21 protein-coding genes are annotated in these 17576 nt (G+C 61.3%); 13 read left to right on the top strand and 8 right to left on the bottom strand.

The genetic code is table 11. From position 1 onward, the window contains the following. Positions 1 to 7 precede the first annotated feature (7 nt). From E5K00_RS17460 to E5K00_RS17450, 3 genes are read left to right on the top strand one after another with little or no spacing between them, the layout of a single operon-like run. A complete protein-coding gene (locus tag E5K00_RS17460) occupies positions 8 to 379 on the top strand; it encodes a hypothetical protein (RefSeq protein WP_135464564.1) in 372 nt (123 codons plus the stop codon). Positions 380 to 389: 10 nt separating this feature from the next. Next, the gene (locus E5K00_RS17455; RefSeq protein ID WP_135464563.1) at positions 390 to 965 is read left to right on the top strand and encodes a YceI family protein; all 576 of its coding nucleotides are present in this window, start codon (positions 390 to 392) and stop codon (positions 963 to 965) included. 2 nt (positions 966 to 967) lie between these two features. After that, complete coding sequence (locus E5K00_RS17450) at positions 968 to 1861, top strand: DUF5777 family beta-barrel protein (RefSeq protein WP_210114330.1); 894 nt, start codon at positions 968 to 970, stop codon at positions 1859 to 1861. Between the two features lie 118 nt (positions 1862 to 1979). On the opposite strand, the gene E5K00_RS17445 is transcribed toward E5K00_RS17450, so the two are convergent. The 3 genes from E5K00_RS17445 to E5K00_RS17435 all read right to left on the bottom strand — a co-directional run bounded on the left by E5K00_RS17445 (position 1980) and on the right by E5K00_RS17435 (position 5489). Next, positions 1980 to 2606 (bottom strand): NifU family protein, encoded by a 627-nt coding sequence (locus E5K00_RS17445; protein WP_135464562.1) that lies wholly within the window; start codon positions 2604 to 2606, stop codon positions 1980 to 1982. A gap of 196 nt (positions 2607 to 2802) precedes the next feature. Then, positions 2803 to 3879 carry a chorismate synthase gene (aroC, locus tag E5K00_RS17440; protein ID WP_135464561.1) on the bottom strand — a complete coding sequence of 359 codons (1077 nt, stop codon included), beginning with the start codon at positions 3877 to 3879 and terminating at the stop codon, positions 2803 to 2805. Between the two features lie 92 nt (positions 3880 to 3971). Then, a complete protein-coding gene (locus tag E5K00_RS17435) occupies positions 3972 to 5489 on the bottom strand; it encodes a BatD family protein (RefSeq protein ID WP_167856935.1) in 1518 nt (505 codons plus the stop codon). Between the two features lie 291 nt (positions 5490 to 5780). Here E5K00_RS17435 and E5K00_RS17430 point away from each other — a divergent pair, with 291 nt between their 5' ends. The 5 genes from E5K00_RS17430 to E5K00_RS17410 all read left to right on the top strand — a co-directional run bounded on the left by E5K00_RS17430 (position 5781) and on the right by E5K00_RS17410 (position 9598). After that, positions 5781 to 6497, top strand: a complete 717-nt coding sequence (locus tag E5K00_RS17430; RefSeq protein WP_135464559.1) for a ferritin-like domain-containing protein — start codon at positions 5781 to 5783, stop codon at positions 6495 to 6497. Positions 6498 to 6525: 28 nt separating this feature from the next. Continuing rightward, entirely contained in the window at positions 6526 to 7338 is an 813-nt protein-coding gene (locus E5K00_RS17425; protein ID WP_135464558.1) for a ferritin-like domain-containing protein, read from the top strand. Between the two features lie 222 nt (positions 7339 to 7560). Continuing rightward, the gene (locus E5K00_RS17420) at positions 7561 to 8265 is read left to right on the top strand and encodes a ferritin-like domain-containing protein (RefSeq protein WP_135464557.1); all 705 of its coding nucleotides are present in this window, start codon (positions 7561 to 7563) and stop codon (positions 8263 to 8265) included. 29 nt (positions 8266 to 8294) lie between these two features. Further along, a complete protein-coding gene (locus tag E5K00_RS17415) occupies positions 8295 to 9170 on the top strand; it encodes a ferritin-like domain-containing protein (protein WP_135464556.1) in 876 nt (291 codons plus the stop codon). A gap of 239 nt (positions 9171 to 9409) precedes the next feature. Continuing rightward, a complete protein-coding gene (locus E5K00_RS17410; RefSeq protein ID WP_135464555.1) occupies positions 9410 to 9598 on the top strand; it encodes a hypothetical protein in 189 nt (62 codons plus the stop codon). 7 nt (positions 9599 to 9605) lie between these two features. On the opposite strand, the gene queG is transcribed toward E5K00_RS17410, so the two are convergent. The 3 genes from queG to ruvB all read right to left on the bottom strand — a co-directional run bounded on the left by queG (position 9606) and on the right by ruvB (position 12250). Then, a complete protein-coding gene (queG, locus tag E5K00_RS17405; RefSeq protein ID WP_135464554.1) occupies positions 9606 to 10565 on the bottom strand; it encodes a tRNA epoxyqueuosine(34) reductase QueG in 960 nt (319 codons plus the stop codon). A gap of 29 nt (positions 10566 to 10594) precedes the next feature. Beyond that, the gene (locus E5K00_RS17400) at positions 10595 to 11068 is read right to left on the bottom strand and encodes a hypothetical protein (protein WP_135464553.1); all 474 of its coding nucleotides are present in this window, start codon (positions 11066 to 11068) and stop codon (positions 10595 to 10597) included. A 123-nt stretch (positions 11069 to 11191) separates the two neighbouring features. After that, positions 11192 to 12250 carry a Holliday junction branch migration DNA helicase RuvB gene (gene ruvB, locus E5K00_RS17395; RefSeq protein WP_135464552.1) on the bottom strand — a complete coding sequence of 353 codons (1059 nt, stop codon included), beginning with the start codon at positions 12248 to 12250 and terminating at the stop codon, positions 11192 to 11194. A 194-nt stretch (positions 12251 to 12444) separates the two neighbouring features. Between ruvB and E5K00_RS17390 the strand changes: the two genes are divergently transcribed. Further along, the gene (locus E5K00_RS17390) at positions 12445 to 13440 is read left to right on the top strand and encodes a hypothetical protein (protein ID WP_135464551.1); all 996 of its coding nucleotides are present in this window, start codon (positions 12445 to 12447) and stop codon (positions 13438 to 13440) included. A gap of 181 nt (positions 13441 to 13621) precedes the next feature. Here the strand turns inward: E5K00_RS17390 and E5K00_RS17385 are convergent, their stop codons facing one another. After that, positions 13622 to 13978 (bottom strand): HIRAN domain-containing protein, encoded by a 357-nt coding sequence (locus E5K00_RS17385; RefSeq protein WP_135464550.1) that lies wholly within the window; start codon positions 13976 to 13978, stop codon positions 13622 to 13624. A 465-nt stretch (positions 13979 to 14443) separates the two neighbouring features. Between E5K00_RS17385 and E5K00_RS17380 the strand changes: the two genes are divergently transcribed. The 4 genes from E5K00_RS17380 to E5K00_RS17365 are packed head-to-tail and all read left to right on the top strand — an operon-like array spanning position 14444 to position 16804. After that, the gene (locus E5K00_RS17380) at positions 14444 to 14839 is read left to right on the top strand and encodes a hypothetical protein (RefSeq protein WP_135464549.1); all 396 of its coding nucleotides are present in this window, start codon (positions 14444 to 14446) and stop codon (positions 14837 to 14839) included. A gap of 17 nt (positions 14840 to 14856) precedes the next feature. Further along, positions 14857 to 15318: a DUF4268 domain-containing protein gene (locus E5K00_RS17375; protein ID WP_135464548.1), complete on the top strand. Its 462-nt coding sequence runs from the start codon at positions 14857 to 14859 to the stop codon at positions 15316 to 15318. A gap of 40 nt (positions 15319 to 15358) precedes the next feature. Then, a complete protein-coding gene (locus tag E5K00_RS17370; protein WP_135464547.1) occupies positions 15359 to 16399 on the top strand; it encodes a hypothetical protein in 1041 nt (346 codons plus the stop codon). Between the two features lie 45 nt (positions 16400 to 16444). Further along, complete coding sequence (locus tag E5K00_RS17365; RefSeq protein WP_135464546.1) at positions 16445 to 16804, top strand: hypothetical protein; 360 nt, start codon at positions 16445 to 16447, stop codon at positions 16802 to 16804. Between the two features lie 83 nt (positions 16805 to 16887). Here the strand turns inward: E5K00_RS17365 and E5K00_RS17360 are convergent, their stop codons facing one another. Next, the gene (locus E5K00_RS17360; protein ID WP_167856934.1) at positions 16888 to 17370 is read right to left on the bottom strand and encodes a hypothetical protein; all 483 of its coding nucleotides are present in this window, start codon (positions 17368 to 17370) and stop codon (positions 16888 to 16890) included. Positions 17371 to 17576 lie beyond the last annotated feature (206 nt).

Here is a 17576-nt window from a genome sequence, read left to right as displayed (position 1 = left end):
GTTTTATATGCTACGCCCAGTGCTTTTTCTGGTTGGCGGACTGGCTATGCTCAGTAGTTGCGCCTACGACAACGCCGAAGAGCTGTTCGCAAACCAGCCCCCGCCCGACTGCGCAGTGGCGGCCACCACCTACAGCGCCACTATTTCGCCCATTCTGGAGCAGAACTGCCGCAGCTGCCACAACAGCCGGCTGCAAACCGGCAACGTGGTGCTGGAAACCTACGCCCAGGTGAAGCGCTACGCCGACAACGGCCTGCTGGTGGGCGTCACGAGCCACGCCGACGGCTTCGACCCCATGCCCCAGGGTCTGCCCAAGCTCTCGGACTGCGACATTGCCCGCATTAAAAAGTGGGTTGAGGATAAAGCGCCCAACAACTGACCCCGCCGCTATGAAAACGCTACTGCTAGTACTCCTGAGCCTGGTTTTGCTGCCCGGCGCCGGGGCCCAGGGCAAATACTCGACCCGCGCCGGGCTGATCAGCTTCTTCTCCGCGACGCCCATCGAAGACATTGAGGCCCGCAGCACCCAGGCCAACGGCGTGCTGGATCTGAACACGGGCCAGCTGGCGTTCAGCGTCCCGATGAAGTCGTTCGTATTCAGGCGCACCCTGATGCAGGAGCACTTCAACGAGAACTACGTGGAGTCGGACAAGTTTCCCCGGTCCACGTTTGCGGGCACGGTGCTCAACTTCCAGCCGGGCAGCCTGCACCAGGGCGGGCCGCAGAGCGTGGTGGTGGAAGGCGACCTGACCATCCACGGGGTGAAGCGCCGCGTGAAAGTGCCCGGCACCCTGGAGCTGAAGGACGACTACCTGCTGATCAGCGCCAAGTTCTCGGTGGCCCCGGCCGACTACGACATCGAAATTCCGGCCCTGGTCCGGGAGAATATTGCCAAATCCGTGGCCGTCACCGTCTCCTTTGCCTGCTCGCCCACTGCTCCGCTGCAAGCCACCAACACCCGATGAATATGTTCCGCCGTTTTCTGTCCGGGGGCCTGCTCGGGGCCGCGCTGCTCGCCGGCCACGCCGCCCAGGCCCAGGATGAGCTGCTGCAAGAGCTGGAAGCCAAGGCCGACAGCACCCAGGCCGCCCCCAACTTCACCCAGGCCACCTTCAAGGGCACCCACATCATCAACTCGCAGTCGGTGGAAACGCCGGGCCAGGGCACGCTGCTGTTCCTGATTCAGCACCGCTTCGGCACGCTCAACAGCGGGGCCTACAACTTCTTCGGCCTCGACCAGGCCGTGCTGCGCCTAAGCTTCGAGTACGGCCTCACCGACCGGCTCACGGCGGGCATCGGCCGCAGCTCCCAGGAAAAGACGTTCGACGGCTTCCTCAAATACAAGGCCCTGCGGCAAAGCACCGGGGCCCACGCCATGCCGGTTTCCGTGACCTTGTTCAGCAGCGCGGCCCTCACGTCCCTGCGGTTTCGGGAGCCCGAGCGCCCCGCCCGCACCCGCTGGGCCTACACCTACCAGGCCCTGATTGCCCGCAAGTTCAGCCCCGGCCTTTCCGTGCAGCTGATGCCCACGCTGGTGCACCGCAACTTCGTGGACACCCGGCGCGACCAGAACGACGTGTACGCCCTGGGCGCGGCCTTCCGCCAGAAAATCACCAAGCGCCTGGCCCTTACGGCCGACTACTACTACCTGCTGCCCGGCGCCACCGCCGACGACATGCGCAACGCCCTAGGCGCGGGCGTCGACATCGAAACCGGGGGCCACGTGTTTCAGCTGCACGTCACCAATGCCCAGGGCATGATGGAAAGCCTGTTTGTGCCCCGCACCACCGGCAACTTCTTCGACGGCGACATCTACTTCGGCTTCAACGTGAGCCGGGCCTTCACCGTGAAAGGGCGGTAGGGCCCGCTCGGGGTGTAAAAGAATTTATTTTTTTTCTTTTACACCTGCTGCCACCCCACCACAAAAAAAGCCCGGCTACTGCTAGCCGGGCTTTTTTTGTGCTGTTGAGAAGCAATGCTTATACCGTGATGCCTTCGGCTACCACTTCAGTTACTTCCGGCACCATGCGCTTGAGCAGGTTTTCGATGCCCGACTTGAGCGTGACGGTGGCCGAGGGGCAGCCCGAGCACGAGCCTTGCAGGTTCACCGTTACCACGCCCTTGTTGTAGGAGCGGAAGGTGATATTGCCACCATCCTGCTCCACGGCGGGGCGCACGTAGTTTTCGAGCAGGTCGATAACCTTCTGGCTGATCTGCTGGTCCTGCTCGGAGGCGTCGCCGGTAGCGGCGGCGTGCTGGGCGGCTTTCTGCTCGGCGGCGGGGTCGACGGTGAAGAGCGGCCCGCCGGCTTCCACGTACGACTTGAGGAAGGTGCGCAGCTCGGGAATGAGGTGCGTCCAGGTCAGGTCCGAGGTCTTGGTGATGGTCACGAAGTTGGCGGCAATAAACACCCGGCCCACGTAGTCGAAGTTGAACAGCTCCTGGGCCAGGGGCGAATTAACGGCGGCCTCCACGTTGGGATAATCCACGCTCACCCCGTCGCTGAGCAGCTGGGTATTGAGCACGAACTTCATGGATTCGGGGTTGGGGCTGGCTTCGGCGTAGATGGAAACCGGCGCAGCGGGGGAAGTGAGGGTATCAGCCATGTTTGAAAGACTTGGAGACGAAAGAGAAGACGCGGAAAATGGCGTTGCTATTGGTAACAACCGCGGCGGTAAAACCGTGCCACCGGCTAGTTGTTCCAAAGGTACGCAAGGAACGGCGGTTTCGGCCACGCTCACTTACCGGCCGCTACGGTCAGCGCCGCCCGCACCGGCCCGGAATTGGCACCTTGCCAGCGGCTTATACCTTGTTGGCCCGGGCCCGCAGCACCATGTCGGCCAGCACCAGGTTGGTCATGGCATCCACGATGGGCACGGCCCGGGGCAGCACGCAGGGGTCGTGGCGGCCTTTGCCAGCCAGGGTAATTTCCTCGCCCTGGTCGTTAATCGTGGTCTGGGGCTGCAGAATGGTGGCTACGGGCTTAAAGGCCACCCGGAAATAAATATCCTGCCCGTTGCTGATGCCGCCCTGAATGCCGCCCGAATGGTTGGTGCGGGTGCGCACCGCGCCCTGCTCGTCGGTGTAGAAGGCGTCGTTGTGCTCGGAGCCGAACAGCAGCGTGCCGGCAAAGCCGGAGCCGTATTCGAAGCCCTTCACGGCGTTGATGCTCAGCATAGCCTTGCCCAGCTCGGCGTGCAGCTTATCGAAGACCGGCTCGCCGAGGCCGGCCGGCACGCCCAGCACCACGCCCGTCACCAGCCCGCCCACCGTGTCGTGCCGGTCGCGCACCTGCCGGATCAGCTCGGTCATCTGTTCGGCGGTTTCGGGGTGGGGGCAGCGCACCATGTTGCTGTCAATCAGGCCCAGGTCGAGCTGCTCGTAGCCCACGGGCACGGCCACGGCCCCTACCTGCGACACGTAGCTCAGGGCCGTAATGCCCTGTTGGGCCAGAAACTGCGAGGCCACCGCGCCGGCGGCCACGCGGGCGGCCGTTTCGCGGGCCGAGCTGCGCCCCCCGCCGCGGTAGTCGCGGCGGCCGTACTTCTGGTCGTAGGTATAATCGGCGTGCGAGGGGCGGTAGGCGTGCTCGATGTGGGAGTAGTCGTGGCTGGCCTGATCCTGGTTGCGGATCAGCAGGCCGATGGGCGTGCCGGTGGTCTGCCCCTCAAAAATGCCCGACAGGATTTCCACCTGATCGGCCTCGCGGCGCGGCGTGGTCAGCTCCGACTGCCCGGGCCGCCGCCGGTCCAGCGCGGCCTGTATCGTCGTGCTGTCTACCGCTATGCCCGCCGGACACCCGTCAATCACGACCCCAATGCCGGGCCCGTGCGATTCGCCGAAGGTGGTAATGCGGAATAAAGTGCCAAACGTATTCATAGAAGACAAAAAATCAGTTCTGGTGCCGCAAAGGAACCGTTAAAACTTGAGTTACGCGCCAGGACTCGGGCGGCGGCCGCAAATAGCGCCGGCTACGCCCGGCGGCCACCGCGCCACCACCCGAAAAGCGCCAGCGCCCCCAGGGCCAGCAGGATGTAGTTGGCGTAGCGCAGCACTTCGGCGTAGGCGTCGCGCCGCTGCACCCGGTTGTCCGCCGATTCGAGCATGTCCTGGTAGTAAGGGTCGTCGGGGTGGGCCGTGAAGGCCAGCGTGGTGCTGGCGGGGCCTTTCACAGCGGGGCGCACTTCGGGCCGCAGCGTATCGTAGCGGGCCGTGCTGGGGTTGAAAAACACCAGGCTCAGCAGGCTGTCGAGGGCCAGCACGCCGGGGCGGCGGGCAATGAGGCGGTACTGAAACCGTTTGGTGCCCCCCACTCGCCCCGCCTGCCGGGTAATGCCGGTTTCGGTGTCGGGCCCATACACTTCGACGCCCGCCACGGGCTGGGGCACCGGCGCGGCCAGGGCCGCCAGGTTGCCTTCCCCTTCCACGATAAAGGAATAGGTGAAGGCCTGCCCGGTCCGGAAGCTGGTGCGGTTGATGGCCTCGCGCAGATGGTAGTCGCCCACCGGCACCTGGTCGCGCAGCGGGTGGGGCGGCAGCGGCTTCACGCTGATGGTGCGGGCGGTGGTGCGGTAGGTTTTGAAGCCCTCCATGCGGTTGTCGAGGCCGGCTTCAGGCTTTTTGGCCACCCGGTACTTCACCATCTGGAGCGGTATTTCCGGAAACGTGAGCGGCTGGGTATTCAGGGGGTAGTATTCAGCTTCGTAGAGGCGGTAGCGCAGGTAGGTTTTGCCGCCCGTCACCACCGTTTCGGGCACTATTTCCTGCTCGTTGAAGGGCTCTTCCCAGGCCGTGCGTTGCCGCATGAGCTGCAGAATCTCGGGCAGCTGGCCCCCGAAGTTGTAGAAGCTGAGCAGGCCCTGGTCGGCGGGCGTCAGGTAGAAATACAGGCCCACGTGCACGCCTTCCCCCACGAAGACGCTGGTTTTGTCGGGCACCAGGGCCAGAAAGGCGTTGTCCTGGGGCTCAACGAACTCCTGGGGCTTGGGTTTGCCAAACAGCTTGTCGAGCAGCCCCAGGCCCTGCACGGCGGCGCCACCGGGCGCGGGCGGAGGCGTGGCTTGCTGGGGCAGCACCTGCAACTTGCCCCCGGCCGAGCGTATCGTTAGCCCGTTGACGGTCATCGTGAAGGGCTTGAGCTCAAACTCGCCCTCGGCGTAGGCGGCGTAGCGCTGGGTAATGGTCAGCTCCGTGGAGGTTTGGCCGCCCACGATGCGCGTGGTCGTGGTGCTCGACTTGCTGCTTTTCTTGAACCCCTCAATGTCCGGAAAGGGCGAATACCGCTCCAGGGCCGCGCCCCGCAGCCGAAAGCTGATGGTGAAGTAGTCGTTGACGGGAAAGGCGGTACGGCCCAGCACTACTTCGGCCTGCCCCGGGGCAGCGGACTTGGCCGCGGCCGGCGCGGGAGCAGCGGGCGGTGCGGCGGGGGCAGCACCGGTTTGCGCTTGCAATCCTGCGCCCGCTTCGGCCAGCAGAAGCAGCAACAGCAAGAAAAACCAACGCAATGTGACCGGCATTCGCAGAAGCATGTGAGGCAGCAAAGCTACGGAAAAACGCCTCCCGCAGCACGGTAGCGGGGTTGCGCACCCCTACTGCCCGGATATATATCGTTTGCTCTATTAATAAAAATAATCGACAATAGCAATCCATACTGCGGCCGATGCCGTAAATCACGCCAAACCCCAACAGTATTTCTGGTTGCTCCCGGCAAAAAACGGCTTTTGAGCCGTGCTGGCAGCGCTTTGCCTTTACTTTCCCTTTCACCCTTATCTATTCCTCCCATGTCCAAGATCATCAACTCCAGCGGGGATGAGGCCGGTTTTGCCCAGCCTCTCTATGTGCCGATTAAGCGACGCTCCTTCTTCATGTACGCCGGTGCTACGGCTGGTGCCACGGCCCTGCTCCTCTCGGGCTGCAGCGACGACGACGACTCGGTAACGCCCAACGGCATCAGCCTGGGTTCCGGCGACGTGGGCGTGCTCAACTACGCCTATGCCCTGGAGCAACTCGAAGCCGCTTTCTACGCCGCCGTAGTAAAAACTCCCGCTACGGACTTCAAAACCGGTGAGCTGGATTACTTCAAGCAAGTAGCCGCCCACGAAGCCATTCACCGCGACTTCCTGAAGGCGGCTATTGTAAACGTGGCCAAGGCTACGCCGGTGCAGGACTTGACGCCCGACTTCTCGAAAATCACCTTTACCAGCCGCCAGTCGGTGCTCGAAACGGCCCGTACGTTCGAGGACCTGGGCGTAGCCGCTTACAACGGCGCCGGTAAATACCTCAAAACTGCCGCCTACCTGGTTATTGCCGGGCAGATTGTATCGGTGGAGGCCCGTCACGCTGCTTACGTGCGCGACCTGCTCTCCAACGGCTCTTTCGCCGACGACTCCATCGTGGACGGCTCGGGCCTGGACAAAGCCATGGAGCCCGTCGACGTTATCAACGCCGCCCAGGGCTTCATCAAAGAAAAGCTGGACGCCGCCAGCGTGGGCAAATAGTTTCTCCTCCGTTTAACGACTCCTTATCATGAACATATTTCGCATCATTGAGCAACTGTCGGAGGTAGATTCTGACGTGCTGGGCCGCTTCGACTCTCGCCGCGCCGTTTTCAAAACCCTCGGCGACACCGCTAAGAAAGGCGCTCTGGCTGCCGCCCCGGTTTTCGTAGCTTCGCTGTTCCAGAAAGCCTACGGCCAGACCACTTCCACTTCGGTTATTGACGTACTCAACTACGCCCTGACCCTGGAGCTGCTGGAAGAGGACTTCTACGCCAAGATGATTGCCGCCAACCAGGTGCCCGCCGGGGCTCCCGCCGGCGCCATTGCCCTGATCAAAAAGCACGAAACGGCCCACGTAAAGCTGTTGAGCGACACGATTACCGCGCTGAAAGGCACGCCCGTAACCGGCAAGAAATTCAACCCCGCCAAGTTCCCCGCCGACTATACTACCCAGCTGGTAGTAGCTCAGGCCTTGGAAGACACCGGCGTACGGGCTTATAAAGGCCAGGCCGGCGCCCTGATGGGCCAGATGGCCGGTGCTACCAGCCTGCTCCAGGTTGCGCTCCAGATTCACTCGGTAGAAGCGCGTCACGCGGCCCACATCCGCACCATGCGCGGCCAGAGCCCCTGGATTCCCGCTTCCGACTCGAGCCTGCCAGAGCCCCTGGGTCCCGTGTACACCGGTGCTATTCCGGAAAGCAACGTTACGCAGGCCGGCTACGACCTGACCAAGCAGCTGCCCACGCCCTACAGCGCCACGGATGCTGCCGCTGCGTTCGACGAAATTCTGACCAAGGATGAAGTACTGGCTTCGTCCCGCGCCGGTGGTCTGGTAATCTAATCCATTTCCGACCTCTTCGCACTTTCTGTGCAAGCCAAGCGGCTGACTTCCCTGCGAAGTCAGCCGCTTTTTGTTTTTGCGGGTTGCCTGTCCCGGGCCACGCAACTTTTCAACCCTGCCCCGACTCCTCTGCTTGGCGCATCCGGGTTTATCGGAGTACCTTTGTTCCAGCTGCTTTCCGCCGAAGTGGCTGTATTCTTTCCGCTGGCGTATTTTTAGCTAATGTCTGAGTCTGGTTTTTCTTCTTCCTTTCTGGCCCGTACCATGCGGCGCCGTTCCTTCTTCCGGGTGGCCGGCGCTACCGTAGCGGCTTCCACCCTGGTACTGGCCGGCTGCGGCGACGATTCCGAGATAAAGCCGACCGACCCGGGCACCGTCATCAGCATTGGCAGCGGGGAGAACGGCCTGCTCAACTATGTGTACCTGCTCGAGCAGCTGGAGGCCGCCTTCTACCAGAAAGTAGTTGATGCCAAGCCGGCCTTTCTGAGCGCCACCGAGCTGGCCGCCTTCACCGACCTGCGGGACCACGAAGTAATTCACCGCGAATTCTTTAAGCAGCTGCTGGGCTCCAACGGCATCGGGGCCTTCGAGTTCAACTTCAGCTCCGTGACGTTTAGCACGCGCGAAGGGGTGTTGGGCGCGGCTCGCACGCTCGAAGACCTAGGCGTGGCTGCTTATAACGGGGCCGGCAAGCTCATTGCCACCAAAAACACGCTGAACCTATTGGGCAAGATTGCCTCGGTAGAAGCCCGGCACGCGGCCCTGATTCACGACCTGCTCGGCCTCGACCCCTTCGCCGACGTGGTAGAAGCCAGCGGCGCGGCGGCTGGCTTGGGCGCGGTGCTCACGCCTAAGCAGGTAGTAACGGCGGCCGCCAGCTTCTTCCTGCCCTACACCGTCGACGTTTCCTCGCTGCCAACCGCTTAGGCGGGCCTTTTCCCTGACACGTACTTGCCATGCATATTCTGAAATTACTCGCCGATCTGGCCGCCGTTGAACCCGCTTCCTTCGCGCGTGTCAGTGGCCGCCGGGGCGTGCTGACCAGCCTGGGCCAGAAAGGCCGCCAGGCCGTAGCGGCGGCCGTGCCCCTGGCCCTGGGCGGCGTGCTGACCAACGCCTACGCCAAACGGTCGTCTACCGTGCTCGACACCTTCACCCTGGCCCTGACGCTGGAATACCTGGAAAGTGAGTTCTACACCCGGGCCCTGGCCTCGTCAATGGTGTTTCCGGGCTCGACCAAAAGCGTTATTCAGGCCATTGCCAAGCACGAGCAGGACCACGTAACGTACCTGCAAAACGCGCTGAAATCGTCGGGCGTGGCTGTGCCCGACAAGCCGAAGTTCGATTTCACGGGCAGCAAGAACGGCACCCAGACGCCGCTGTTCCCGACCGTCTTCAGCGACTTTCCCACGTTCCTGAAAGTAGCCCAACTCCTGGAAGACACCGGCGTGCGGGCCTACAAAGGCCAGGTTGAAAACCTGATGAGCGACGACGAGCTGCTGGAAGGCGCCCTGCGCATCCACGCCGTAGAGGCCCGGCACGCGGCCCACATCCGGGGCATGCGCCGCGCCCTCAATGCCAACGTGCGCTACTGGGTGAGCCCCCTCGACGAGGTAATTACGACGACGGCCACGGCCGCCGTGTACGCCGGCGAAGACGCCGAAAAGCAGGCCATCATTACCACCACCGACATTACCTACTTCCCCGCCACCAGCGCCACGGTCGTCACGACCACGCCGGAGAAGGCCGTGCAAAGCATCAAGGAAGCCTTCGACGAGCCGATGACGGCTGCCACGGCTACCAGCATTGCCAACCTGTTTATCTACGCCTAGGCGGCGAACTGCGCCTTACCCGTGCAAAGGGCCGAGCAACTTGAGTTGCTCGGCCCTTTTTGTATTAAGACTAGGTTAAAAAGCATTGATCAGCTTGTACTATCAAGATTTATTCTTGTATCTTTCAATAAAGTTGCCCCAGATCAGGTTCCCAGCCGCAGCTTTTTCAGCGGCTCTCGTATACAGTTCTGCCCTTTGACCTACCAACCCACCCAACCTACCCAAAACAACCTTGACCGATGCTGGAATACGTTAAAACCATCCTGCTAAAAGTCAGCTTCGACAAAATTCTTTTTGAGAAAGAGCTGCGCAAAGGTTTCCGCATGCTCGTCCCGACGGAGTTAGCCGAGTTGAAAGCCTGGTGCTATCAACAGTTCGTCAAAATCTACCGGGGCATCCTGAACCGCGTTTTTGCCTCAGCCGCCTAGCCGCTCTTTATTCTTCCGTATTACCTATAGCATCCGGTTCGTTTGTCACGAACCGGATGTTTCGTTTCAGGCCCTCGTAGCCCGTGCGCTTCACCGCCGACTGCCGGAACAGCTCCGCGAACAGCTCGTGGGTGATTTCCTGCCAGTCGTTGGCCTTGAGGTGGGGCAGCTGGGCGTGGGGCCGGAACTGCGGCTCCTGATGGGGCCTGGCGAAGCGGTTCCAGGGGCACACGTCCTGGCAGATATCGCAGCCGAACATCCAGTTGCCAAACTTGCCCGCCATTTCCGTCGGAATCTGGTCCTTGAGCTCGATGGTAAAGTAGCTGATGCACTTGCTGCCATCCACCACGTAGGGGTTGGTAATGGCGTCGGTGGGGCAGGCGTCCACGCACTTGGTGCAAGTGCCGCAGTAGTCCTTAATGGGCCCGTCGTAGTCCAGCTCCAGATCCACGATGAGCTCGGCAATGAAGTAGAAGCTACCCACGCCGGGCGTTATCAGGTTGGAGTTTTTGCCCACCCAGCCCAGGCCGCTTTTCTTGGCCCACACCTTGTCCATCACCGGGGCCGAATCGACGAATACCCGGCCGCCCACCTCCCCTATTTCCTGCTGCATATCGGCCAGCAGCGTCTTGAGCTTGTCCTTGATGACGAAGTGGTAGTCGCGGCCGTAGGCGTACTTGCTGATTTTGAGCGTGTCGTCGGGCTGCTGGTCTTCGGGGGCGGGGTAGTAGTTCAACAGCAGGGAAATGACCGACTTGGCCCCGTCCACGAGCAGGCGCGGGTCGAGGCGCTTGTCGAAGTGGTTGGCCATGTAGGCCATCTTGCCGTTCATCTGCTGGTTGAGCCAGTTTTCCAGCCGGGGCGCTTCCTCTTCCAGAAACTCCGCCCTAGAAATCCCGCAGTACATAAAGCCCAGCTCCGCCGCGCGGCGCTTGATGAAAGCAGTGTACTGAGCGGTAGGAAGCATTGGATTAAGTGTCAAATTTTAAGTAAGATTTATTTGGGCAGATGTTTCTTAGCGTACCTTATTTCTAGCGCAACTCTTCTAATCTGAGCCGAATAGGCTTCCATTGCTGCGTCATCATACCCAGTATAACTACCTACTAAAGCTGTAGTCTGGCTCATCAAAAAACTACGGCCGCACATCATAGCTCGCGCATTTCCTTCGCGGGGTTCAGCAAAAATGTACCACTCCTGCCCAAGCTCAACATCCAATCCACAGTCTCCATTCCCATACCCCGTTACTACGCTTAATTGCTTGGCACCATTAGTTTTAATAGCACTTATTACTTCGAATACTAATCGTCTGTCTGATAAGTCCAAACTATCTATTCTGACCAGCTTACCAATGAAAATTAGCTCCGCATTAACTAAGTCTTTCTGCTTTATCCTGGAAACAGGGCCACAGCTGCAAGCCTCCACTTGTTGAGCAAAACAGATAAGGACAATAGCTAAGAGCACTGTTTTCATAGTCTCACAGTCTTTAGTTTCTGAAAAAGAACACAAGATATTACGCCCCTCTTTAGCATAGCAAAAGCGGCGAAAAGCCTCTCATTACAAGACTTCCCGCCGCTTAGCAAAATCAAACCGCGCCTACTCCTCCGCCGGTGCCCCGAACAAATCCCCGGGCGAGTTGCCGCGCAGGTGCTGGGGCATGAGCTTGCCCAGGTGCCTGTAGGCCGCCTCAGTGGCTTCGCGGCCCCGCGAGGTGCGCTTGATGTAGCCTTCCTGAATCAGGAAGGGCTCGTACACTTCCTCAATGGTTTCGGCTTCTTCGCCGCAGGCCGTGGCAATGGTGCTGATGCCCACGGGGCCACCCTTGAACTTGTCGATAATGGTGTTCAGGATGCGCTTGTCCATGTCGTCAAGGCCGCGGGCGTCCACGTCGAGGGCGTTGAGGGCAAACTGGGCAATGTCGACGGTAATGGTGCCGGTGCCTTTGATCTGGGCGAAGTCGCGGGTGCGGCGCAGCAGGTTGTTGGCAATCCGCGGGGTACCGCGCGAGCGGCGGGCAATTTCGAAGGCCGCGTCCTCGTGAATCGGCGTAGCCAGGATTTCGGCCGAGCGCATCACGATGTCGGTCAGCAGCTTGGCGTCGTAGTACTCCAGGCGGGAGCTGATGCCGAAGCGGGCCCGCAGCGGCGAGGTCAGCATACCCGAACGGGTGGTGGCCCCGATGAGGGTAAACGGGCTCAGCGAAATCTGCACCGAGCGGGCATTCGGGCCCGAGTCGAGCAGGATGTCGATGCGGTAGTCTTCCATGGCCGAGTACAGGTACTCCTCCACCACGGGGTTCAGCCGGTGAATCTCGTCGATGAACAGCACGTCGTGCGGGTCCAGGTTGGTGAGCAGGCCGGCCAGGTCCGAGGGCTTATCCAGCACCGGGCCCGAGGTCATCTTGATGCCGGCCCCCAGCTCGTTGGCAATGATATGCGACAACGTGGTTTTGCCCAGGCCGGGCGGGCCGTGCAGCAGCACGTGGTCGAGGGCCTCGCCGCGCTGCTTGGCGGCGCCCACGAAGATCTGCAGGTTGTCGACCACTTTGGCCTGCCCGGTAAAGTCGGCGAAGCTGAGCGGGCGCAGGGCCTTGTCAATCTCTTTTTCGCCGGAGTCCATGTGGTCAGTGCCACCGGTCATGAATGGTTCGCGCATAGCGGGGCTATATTCAGGTAGTACGTTGAATAAAGGTAACGCTTTCGGAGGGGAAAATGCTCCCGCTTTTTAGTAAAAAGCAGCATTACTCCCGCCATTTCTACTAGCCACATTAGCAATCAGGGTATTTCCAGCCGGTAGTTGCCTGGAAACAAGGCTTTCTTCTCTTCTTTGCGGCCTTATTTGCCGTGACGATGAATTTTACCCTTTCCGACGCCTGGCTGGCACAGCTGCCCGCCGACTTCTACGACCAGCTGGCCCACTGCCTTTCCCTGCACGGCATGGTGTGCGCCGAGCTCTTCAGCCGCCCCGATTCGGCGCTGGTGCAGCAGCTGGCCCTGCTCACGCCGATAAACGCCGCCACGGTCGGCGAGCTGAACGCCATTCTGAGCCAGGAGCAGCTGCTGGCCGCCCTGCACACCCAGCCCGGCCACGTCTACGACTTGCTGCTGCTGGGTCGCCTGGGCCTCGACACGTCCCTGGCCGAGCCGGTGCTGCGGTTTGTGCGCCAGCAGATGTTCGTGTCGGAAGAGCAGATTGAAGCCATTAAGGTGTACTGCACCGAGCTGAGCGAGGCCTTCCTGGCGTCGGTGGAGCAGCACCTGGCCGAAACCGACCGGGCCGTGGCCGGCCGCCTGGGCCAGCACCGCCTGCAAATCGAGGCCGCCTTTTACGCGCACAGCGCGACGGCCACCGCCGCCGCCCCCGAGCCCCTGCCCCCGGTGGCCACGGTGCGCTTCAACGACCCGCAGCTACAGATGGTGCGCCTGGCCGTGCTGCTGGTGCACAGCCTGCCCGACGACACGGAAATCCCCTTCGTGCTGGCCGTGCGGCAGATTCCGGCCTTGCAGCCCTTGCAGCTGGAGGCCCTGTCGGAGCGGTTGGGCGCGTTGCAGGCCGGCGAGCAGCTGGCCCTGAGCATGCCCGAGCTGGTGCAGATCTACCAGGCCATGCAGGTGTGCGGGCTGGTGTTCGTCTCCGACGTGCTGGCCTCCCTGGGGCTGGAAGACTTCATGTCGGGCCCGGCCGAGGAGCCGGCCACGCCCGAAGCCAAAGCGCCCATGAGCAGCCGGCAGGCCGTGGGCGAGATGGTGAGCGGCTTCACGGAATGGGTGCAGGCCAACTTCGCCGAGGAGCCCGAAATAGAGCGCGCCCGCCAGGAAATAGCCGACCTCACCGACCTGCTGTAGAGACGCAACATCTTGCGTCTCGTCGTTGAACGACAACCAGTAGAGCAGTTTCCAAGTGGGTGCCCACGCTGTAGAGACGCAACATCTTGCGTCTCCTCGTTGAACAATAGCCGGGCCGGGTCCTGGCGCGAGTCGTTCAACGACGAGACGCAAGTAGGCGGCTCTACAGCGCACGACGGGGTTATTTCAGGCTGCCGGCGGGCAGCAGCACCTCTATTTCCAGGTAGAGCCAGTCTTCTTCCCAGGCTTTGTGCACGAGGCGGGCAGTGGGCTGGTAGCCGGCGTCGAGCAGGCGGGCTACGGTTTCGTTGCGCACCTCGGGCAGGTAGCCCAGCCAGATGCTGCCGTCGGCCACTGTGGTCAGCACTTTCACGGCCCAGTCGTCGTACTTGCTGTCGGCCTCGCGCTGCAATTGCAGCTCCTGACCCACGTAAAGCCGGGGCTCGTGTTTTTTCAGGTTTTCGCGGTGCGTAGTGCCGGCCACCAGGCATTCCAGCAAAATCAGGCCTTGGGGAGAAGAAGCGGGAGCAGTCGTCATGGGCCCCAAGTTACGAGAGTCGCGCAAGGTTTTCAGCGGCCCGGCCGTAATCGGTTGGCCCGCCGCCGTTTTGCCGGTACCCGCCCGCCTTTCCGATACCCGCCCGGCCGGTTTCGATACGTGCAACCGGCACTTCCATCTATCGAAGCTACATTCCGATGCACCGAAGTCAGTTTTCTATGCACTGGAAGCATATTTCTATGCACCTAAGCCATTTTTATATTCATCGGCGCATTACTTATATGCATCGAAACAGCACTTATATTCATCGGAGCCAAGTTTCGATGCACGGAATCCATTTTTATATGCACGGAGAAAGTTATTCTATGCACCGGAGCCTCCTTTCTATCTACCGAAGCTAATTTTTGATACATTGAAGCCCCGCTCCCCTACCGGGCGGACCGTGCCCCATCCTGCCGGGGCCGGCCGACGGCGGGCCCGCGTAGCCTGATACCCTACTGACGTATGCCCGAAAACCCTACCCCCGGGCCCGAAGACGCTGTTGTGGCGCGCTTCGCCCACCGCGTCGCCACCCGCGACCAGCCCCCGCCGCGCCCCGACTACGGACCCGGGCAGGCGGGCATCGAAGCCTGCCTGGCGGCCAACCTGCCGGCCCTGTTCCCCTACCTCGACCCGCGCCGGGCCCGCACCTTTGCCCAGGTGTGCTACGCCCTGATGGCCGCCCCGCGCCTGAACCTGCAGGCGCTGGCCGACGCCACCGGCACGGCCCGCCTGACGCTCTACAAGGCCCTGCCCCAGTTGGAAGCAACCCAGCTGGTGGCGGGCGAGCGGAGCGGCGGGCGGCACTATTATTTCCTGACCCGCACCGGGGAAGACTGGGTGCTGGCCACCCTGCGCTGATAGTTCTCTTCTCTCCTATGTACAGCAAAACCGAAGCGGCCCAGCTGCGCCAGGCCTTCTGGACCACGTTTGGGCAGTATATGGCCCCGGTGCCCTCGGCCGAGGGCGTGCCCACCAACTGGATTAACTACAAAACCGGCCTCAAGCACGTCTACTTCCGCCTGCGGGCCGACGTGCGCCAGGCCAGCATCAGCATCGACCTCACCCACCCCGACGAGGATATCCGGGAGCTGTTTTTCCAGCAGTTCGCGGAGCTGCGCCGGATGCTGGAGGAAAGCCTGGGCGAGGTCTGGACCTGGGAGCCGCACTTCCAGGACGAGAACGGGCAGGTAGTGAGCCGCATCTACCGGGAGCTGCGGCCGGTAAACATGTTCAACCGGGACGACTGGCCCCAGCTGATTTCCTTTTTCAAGCCCCGCCTCATGGCCCTGGACGAGTTCTGGAGCGGGGCCCAATACGCCTTCGACGATTTAAGATGAACTAAGATACCTATATTGCTTCCTTACCTTATAGATAGATATGGATGCTATATTTTCCGACGACGGACTCCCCACGGACACTGCTTTTCTGGCGGAGGCAGTGCCGCTAGGCCTGAGCCTGGCCCACGTGGCCACCTCCCTGCTCGTGCTGAATGCCCACGACCCGCTGCCCCGGGTTCTGGCCACGGAATTTGGCTTTACCCAGGAAGAGCAGGCCCGCTGCCGGGCCGTGCGCCAGATTCCCGAGCTGCTACAGGAGCTGCGCACCGACCTGCCGGCCATGCACCGCTACGTGGCAGTGGCCCGCCTGGCCCTGGAATGCCCGGACATCTGGGCGACGATAACTTCCGCTTTTCAAGCCGATGACGACCCCGAGGCGCAGCTGGCGGCCCTGGAGGTGAAGTACCGCAATAGCCGCCAGTGCCTGGAGGCCGCGCTGCATATAATCCGGCGCGTGACAGCCAACAACGACACGCTGCGGGAAGAGCTGCACTTGCAGCAGCTGGCCCTGCAGGGCTTGTTTGCCCGCCTTGGCACTACCGTCCGCGCCGGCATCGGACCCTACAACGCCCCCGATACCTCCGCGCTGACGCCCTTCGGGTCGGTTTCGCCCGACCTGGCCCAGCTGCTCCTGCTGGCGGTCAGCCTGATTGACCACCTCCCGCTGATTTCCGACCACGCCCTTGTTCACGGCCTCGCCCGGCTGAGCTTTACGCAGGCCAGTATCCGGCTGCCCCTGTTTCAGCGCCTGATTGACCTGCCGCCCGCCACGGAATTCAATCTTTCCGAAGCGGAAGCCCTGGTACTGTACCAGGCCGCCCAGGTTACGCTGCTGGCCCTGCTCGTCGAGCTGACGCCCGAAGGCACCTGGGCCGACTGGGTAGCCTCCCGGATTCTGAAACCCGATCCGCCACGGCCCTTCCTGTCGACCTACGACCAGGAGCAGCTGGATCTGGTCAACACCACCGGCCCGGCCGATTTGCAGGCGTATTGTGAGCGGGTGCGGGACCATTTCGGAAATGAGCATCCTGACCTTAGCCGTGCCGATGCCGAAGTTCGGAGCCTCACTGAGCTACTGTAGTTCCGCTTCGCCCCTATTTGCTCCCTCACCTTTACGTCTTACCGCATGAAAAACATTCTGCTCCTGGCAGGGCTGCTGCTGGCCGCCCTAGGCTCGTGGGCGTTTTATCCCAAAGCTGCCGCCACTCCCGAATACATGCAGCTCTCGCTGTACAGTAGCGCGGGCAAACCCACGCTGGTCATGATTTCGCCCACCGGAGAAGTCACCCAGGAGAAGCTGCTGACCAAGACTAAGGGCGAGTATAAGTACCAGGCCCAGCTGCTGGTGAAGCTCAACGAGCTGCGCGGCCTAGGCTGGCAGGTAGTAGAAATGCAGCAAACCGAAACCAGTACGCCGGATCTGCAGCACCCCCTGCTGGGCCCCGACGTGGTGAGTACGGCTACGTATCTGCTGGAGCGGCGCTGAGAAGCGGGGTTTGCAGAAAACAAAAAGCCGCTCCGGGGTTCCGGGGCGGCTTTTTGTTTTGGGCTCTTGCGTGACTCCGGGGGTTAACCTAGAATCAGCAAAGCTTGGTTAGCGGCGGCTGCTTTTTGGATAAAGCGCTGCAATTCTTCTTGCATTTTCCGCTCGGTCAGGTCAGTTGATGCTTCTTCTACGGGTGCACGTCTAAATCCTCCTTCCCCGGTAAAGGGTAGGTAATCGTCTTCCTCAAGCAACTCCCAGCCGGCGGGAGTTTGAGGTAGAAGTTCGTCGGATGCAGCGGCGGGGTTTTCAGGCATTTCTGCCAGCGCGCTGGCTAGCGCGGTGCTAAGGTTCCTAACCTGCGGGGCCCTAAGTATCCGGTCCGGATATCCCAGCAGATAATCATCTTCCCCAACCTTTTCTCCTTCCTCCACAACGACATGCCATGCGGTGTGACTGCAGGAAACGAGTATGACCAACACTCTCCAGTCGTAAAAGCCGCTTTGCGAATCAGCGCTATCCAATGCCGAATCGGCTACTCTACTTTGCTCATATCGGTCTTCTTCCACCTGAACCAGCTTTTCCGGGCATCGTAGGAACTCTTGAGCCTCTGCTTCCGAAATTGGCCGCAACTCACATGATCTGCTCATGGGGTACAACTATAGTAATGAGAAAGAATCTTCACCAGACTTGACAAAGAAATTGAGCAGGCAAACATGGAGAAACACATATAAAAAAGGCCGTTTCAGGTGCTGAAACGGCCTTTTAGACTAGT

The sequence above is a fragment of the Hymenobacter aquaticus genome (assembly GCF_004765605.1).
Lineage (GTDB): Bacteria > Bacteroidota > Bacteroidia > Cytophagales > Hymenobacteraceae > Hymenobacter > Hymenobacter aquaticus.
The sequence above is the reverse complement of the archived record's forward strand: the minus strand, read 5'-3'. Positions and strand labels throughout refer to the sequence as shown.

Coding starts and splice junctions, on each gene's coding strand:
- E5K00_RS17460 (WP_135464564.1), top strand. CDS start 8: ATGCTACGCCCAGTGCTTTTTCTGGTTGGCGGACTGGCTATGCTCAGT.
- E5K00_RS17455 (WP_135464563.1), top strand. CDS start 390: ATGAAAACGCTACTGCTAGTACTCCTGAGCCTGGTTTTGCTGCCCGGC.
- E5K00_RS17450 (WP_210114330.1), top strand. CDS start 968: ATGTTCCGCCGTTTTCTGTCCGGGGGCCTGCTCGGGGCCGCGCTGCTC.
- E5K00_RS17445 (WP_135464562.1), bottom strand. CDS start 2,606: ATGGCTGATACCCTCACTTCCCCCGCTGCGCCGGTTTCCATCTACGCC.
- aroC (WP_135464561.1), bottom strand. CDS start 3,879: ATGAATACGTTTGGCACTTTATTCCGCATTACCACCTTCGGCGAATCG.
- E5K00_RS17430 (WP_135464559.1), top strand. CDS start 5,781: ATGTCCAAGATCATCAACTCCAGCGGGGATGAGGCCGGTTTTGCCCAG.
- E5K00_RS17425 (WP_135464558.1), top strand. CDS start 6,526: ATGAACATATTTCGCATCATTGAGCAACTGTCGGAGGTAGATTCTGAC.
- E5K00_RS17420 (WP_135464557.1), top strand. CDS start 7,561: ATGTCTGAGTCTGGTTTTTCTTCTTCCTTTCTGGCCCGTACCATGCGG.
- E5K00_RS17415 (WP_135464556.1), top strand. CDS start 8,295: ATGCATATTCTGAAATTACTCGCCGATCTGGCCGCCGTTGAACCCGCT.
- E5K00_RS17410 (WP_135464555.1), top strand. CDS start 9,410: ATGCTGGAATACGTTAAAACCATCCTGCTAAAAGTCAGCTTCGACAAA.
- queG (WP_135464554.1), bottom strand. CDS start 10,565: ATGCTTCCTACCGCTCAGTACACTGCTTTCATCAAGCGCCGCGCGGCG.
- E5K00_RS17400 (WP_135464553.1), bottom strand. CDS start 11,068: ATGAAAACAGTGCTCTTAGCTATTGTCCTTATCTGTTTTGCTCAACAA.
- ruvB (WP_135464552.1), bottom strand. CDS start 12,250: ATGCGCGAACCATTCATGACCGGTGGCACTGACCACATGGACTCCGGC.
- E5K00_RS17390 (WP_135464551.1), top strand. CDS start 12,445: ATGAATTTTACCCTTTCCGACGCCTGGCTGGCACAGCTGCCCGCCGAC.
- E5K00_RS17385 (WP_135464550.1), bottom strand. CDS start 13,978: ATGACGACTGCTCCCGCTTCTTCTCCCCAAGGCCTGATTTTGCTGGAA.
- E5K00_RS17380 (WP_135464549.1), top strand. CDS start 14,444: ATGCCCGAAAACCCTACCCCCGGGCCCGAAGACGCTGTTGTGGCGCGC.
- E5K00_RS17375 (WP_135464548.1), top strand. CDS start 14,857: ATGTACAGCAAAACCGAAGCGGCCCAGCTGCGCCAGGCCTTCTGGACC.
- E5K00_RS17370 (WP_135464547.1), top strand. CDS start 15,359: ATGGATGCTATATTTTCCGACGACGGACTCCCCACGGACACTGCTTTT.
- E5K00_RS17365 (WP_135464546.1), top strand. CDS start 16,445: ATGAAAAACATTCTGCTCCTGGCAGGGCTGCTGCTGGCCGCCCTAGGC.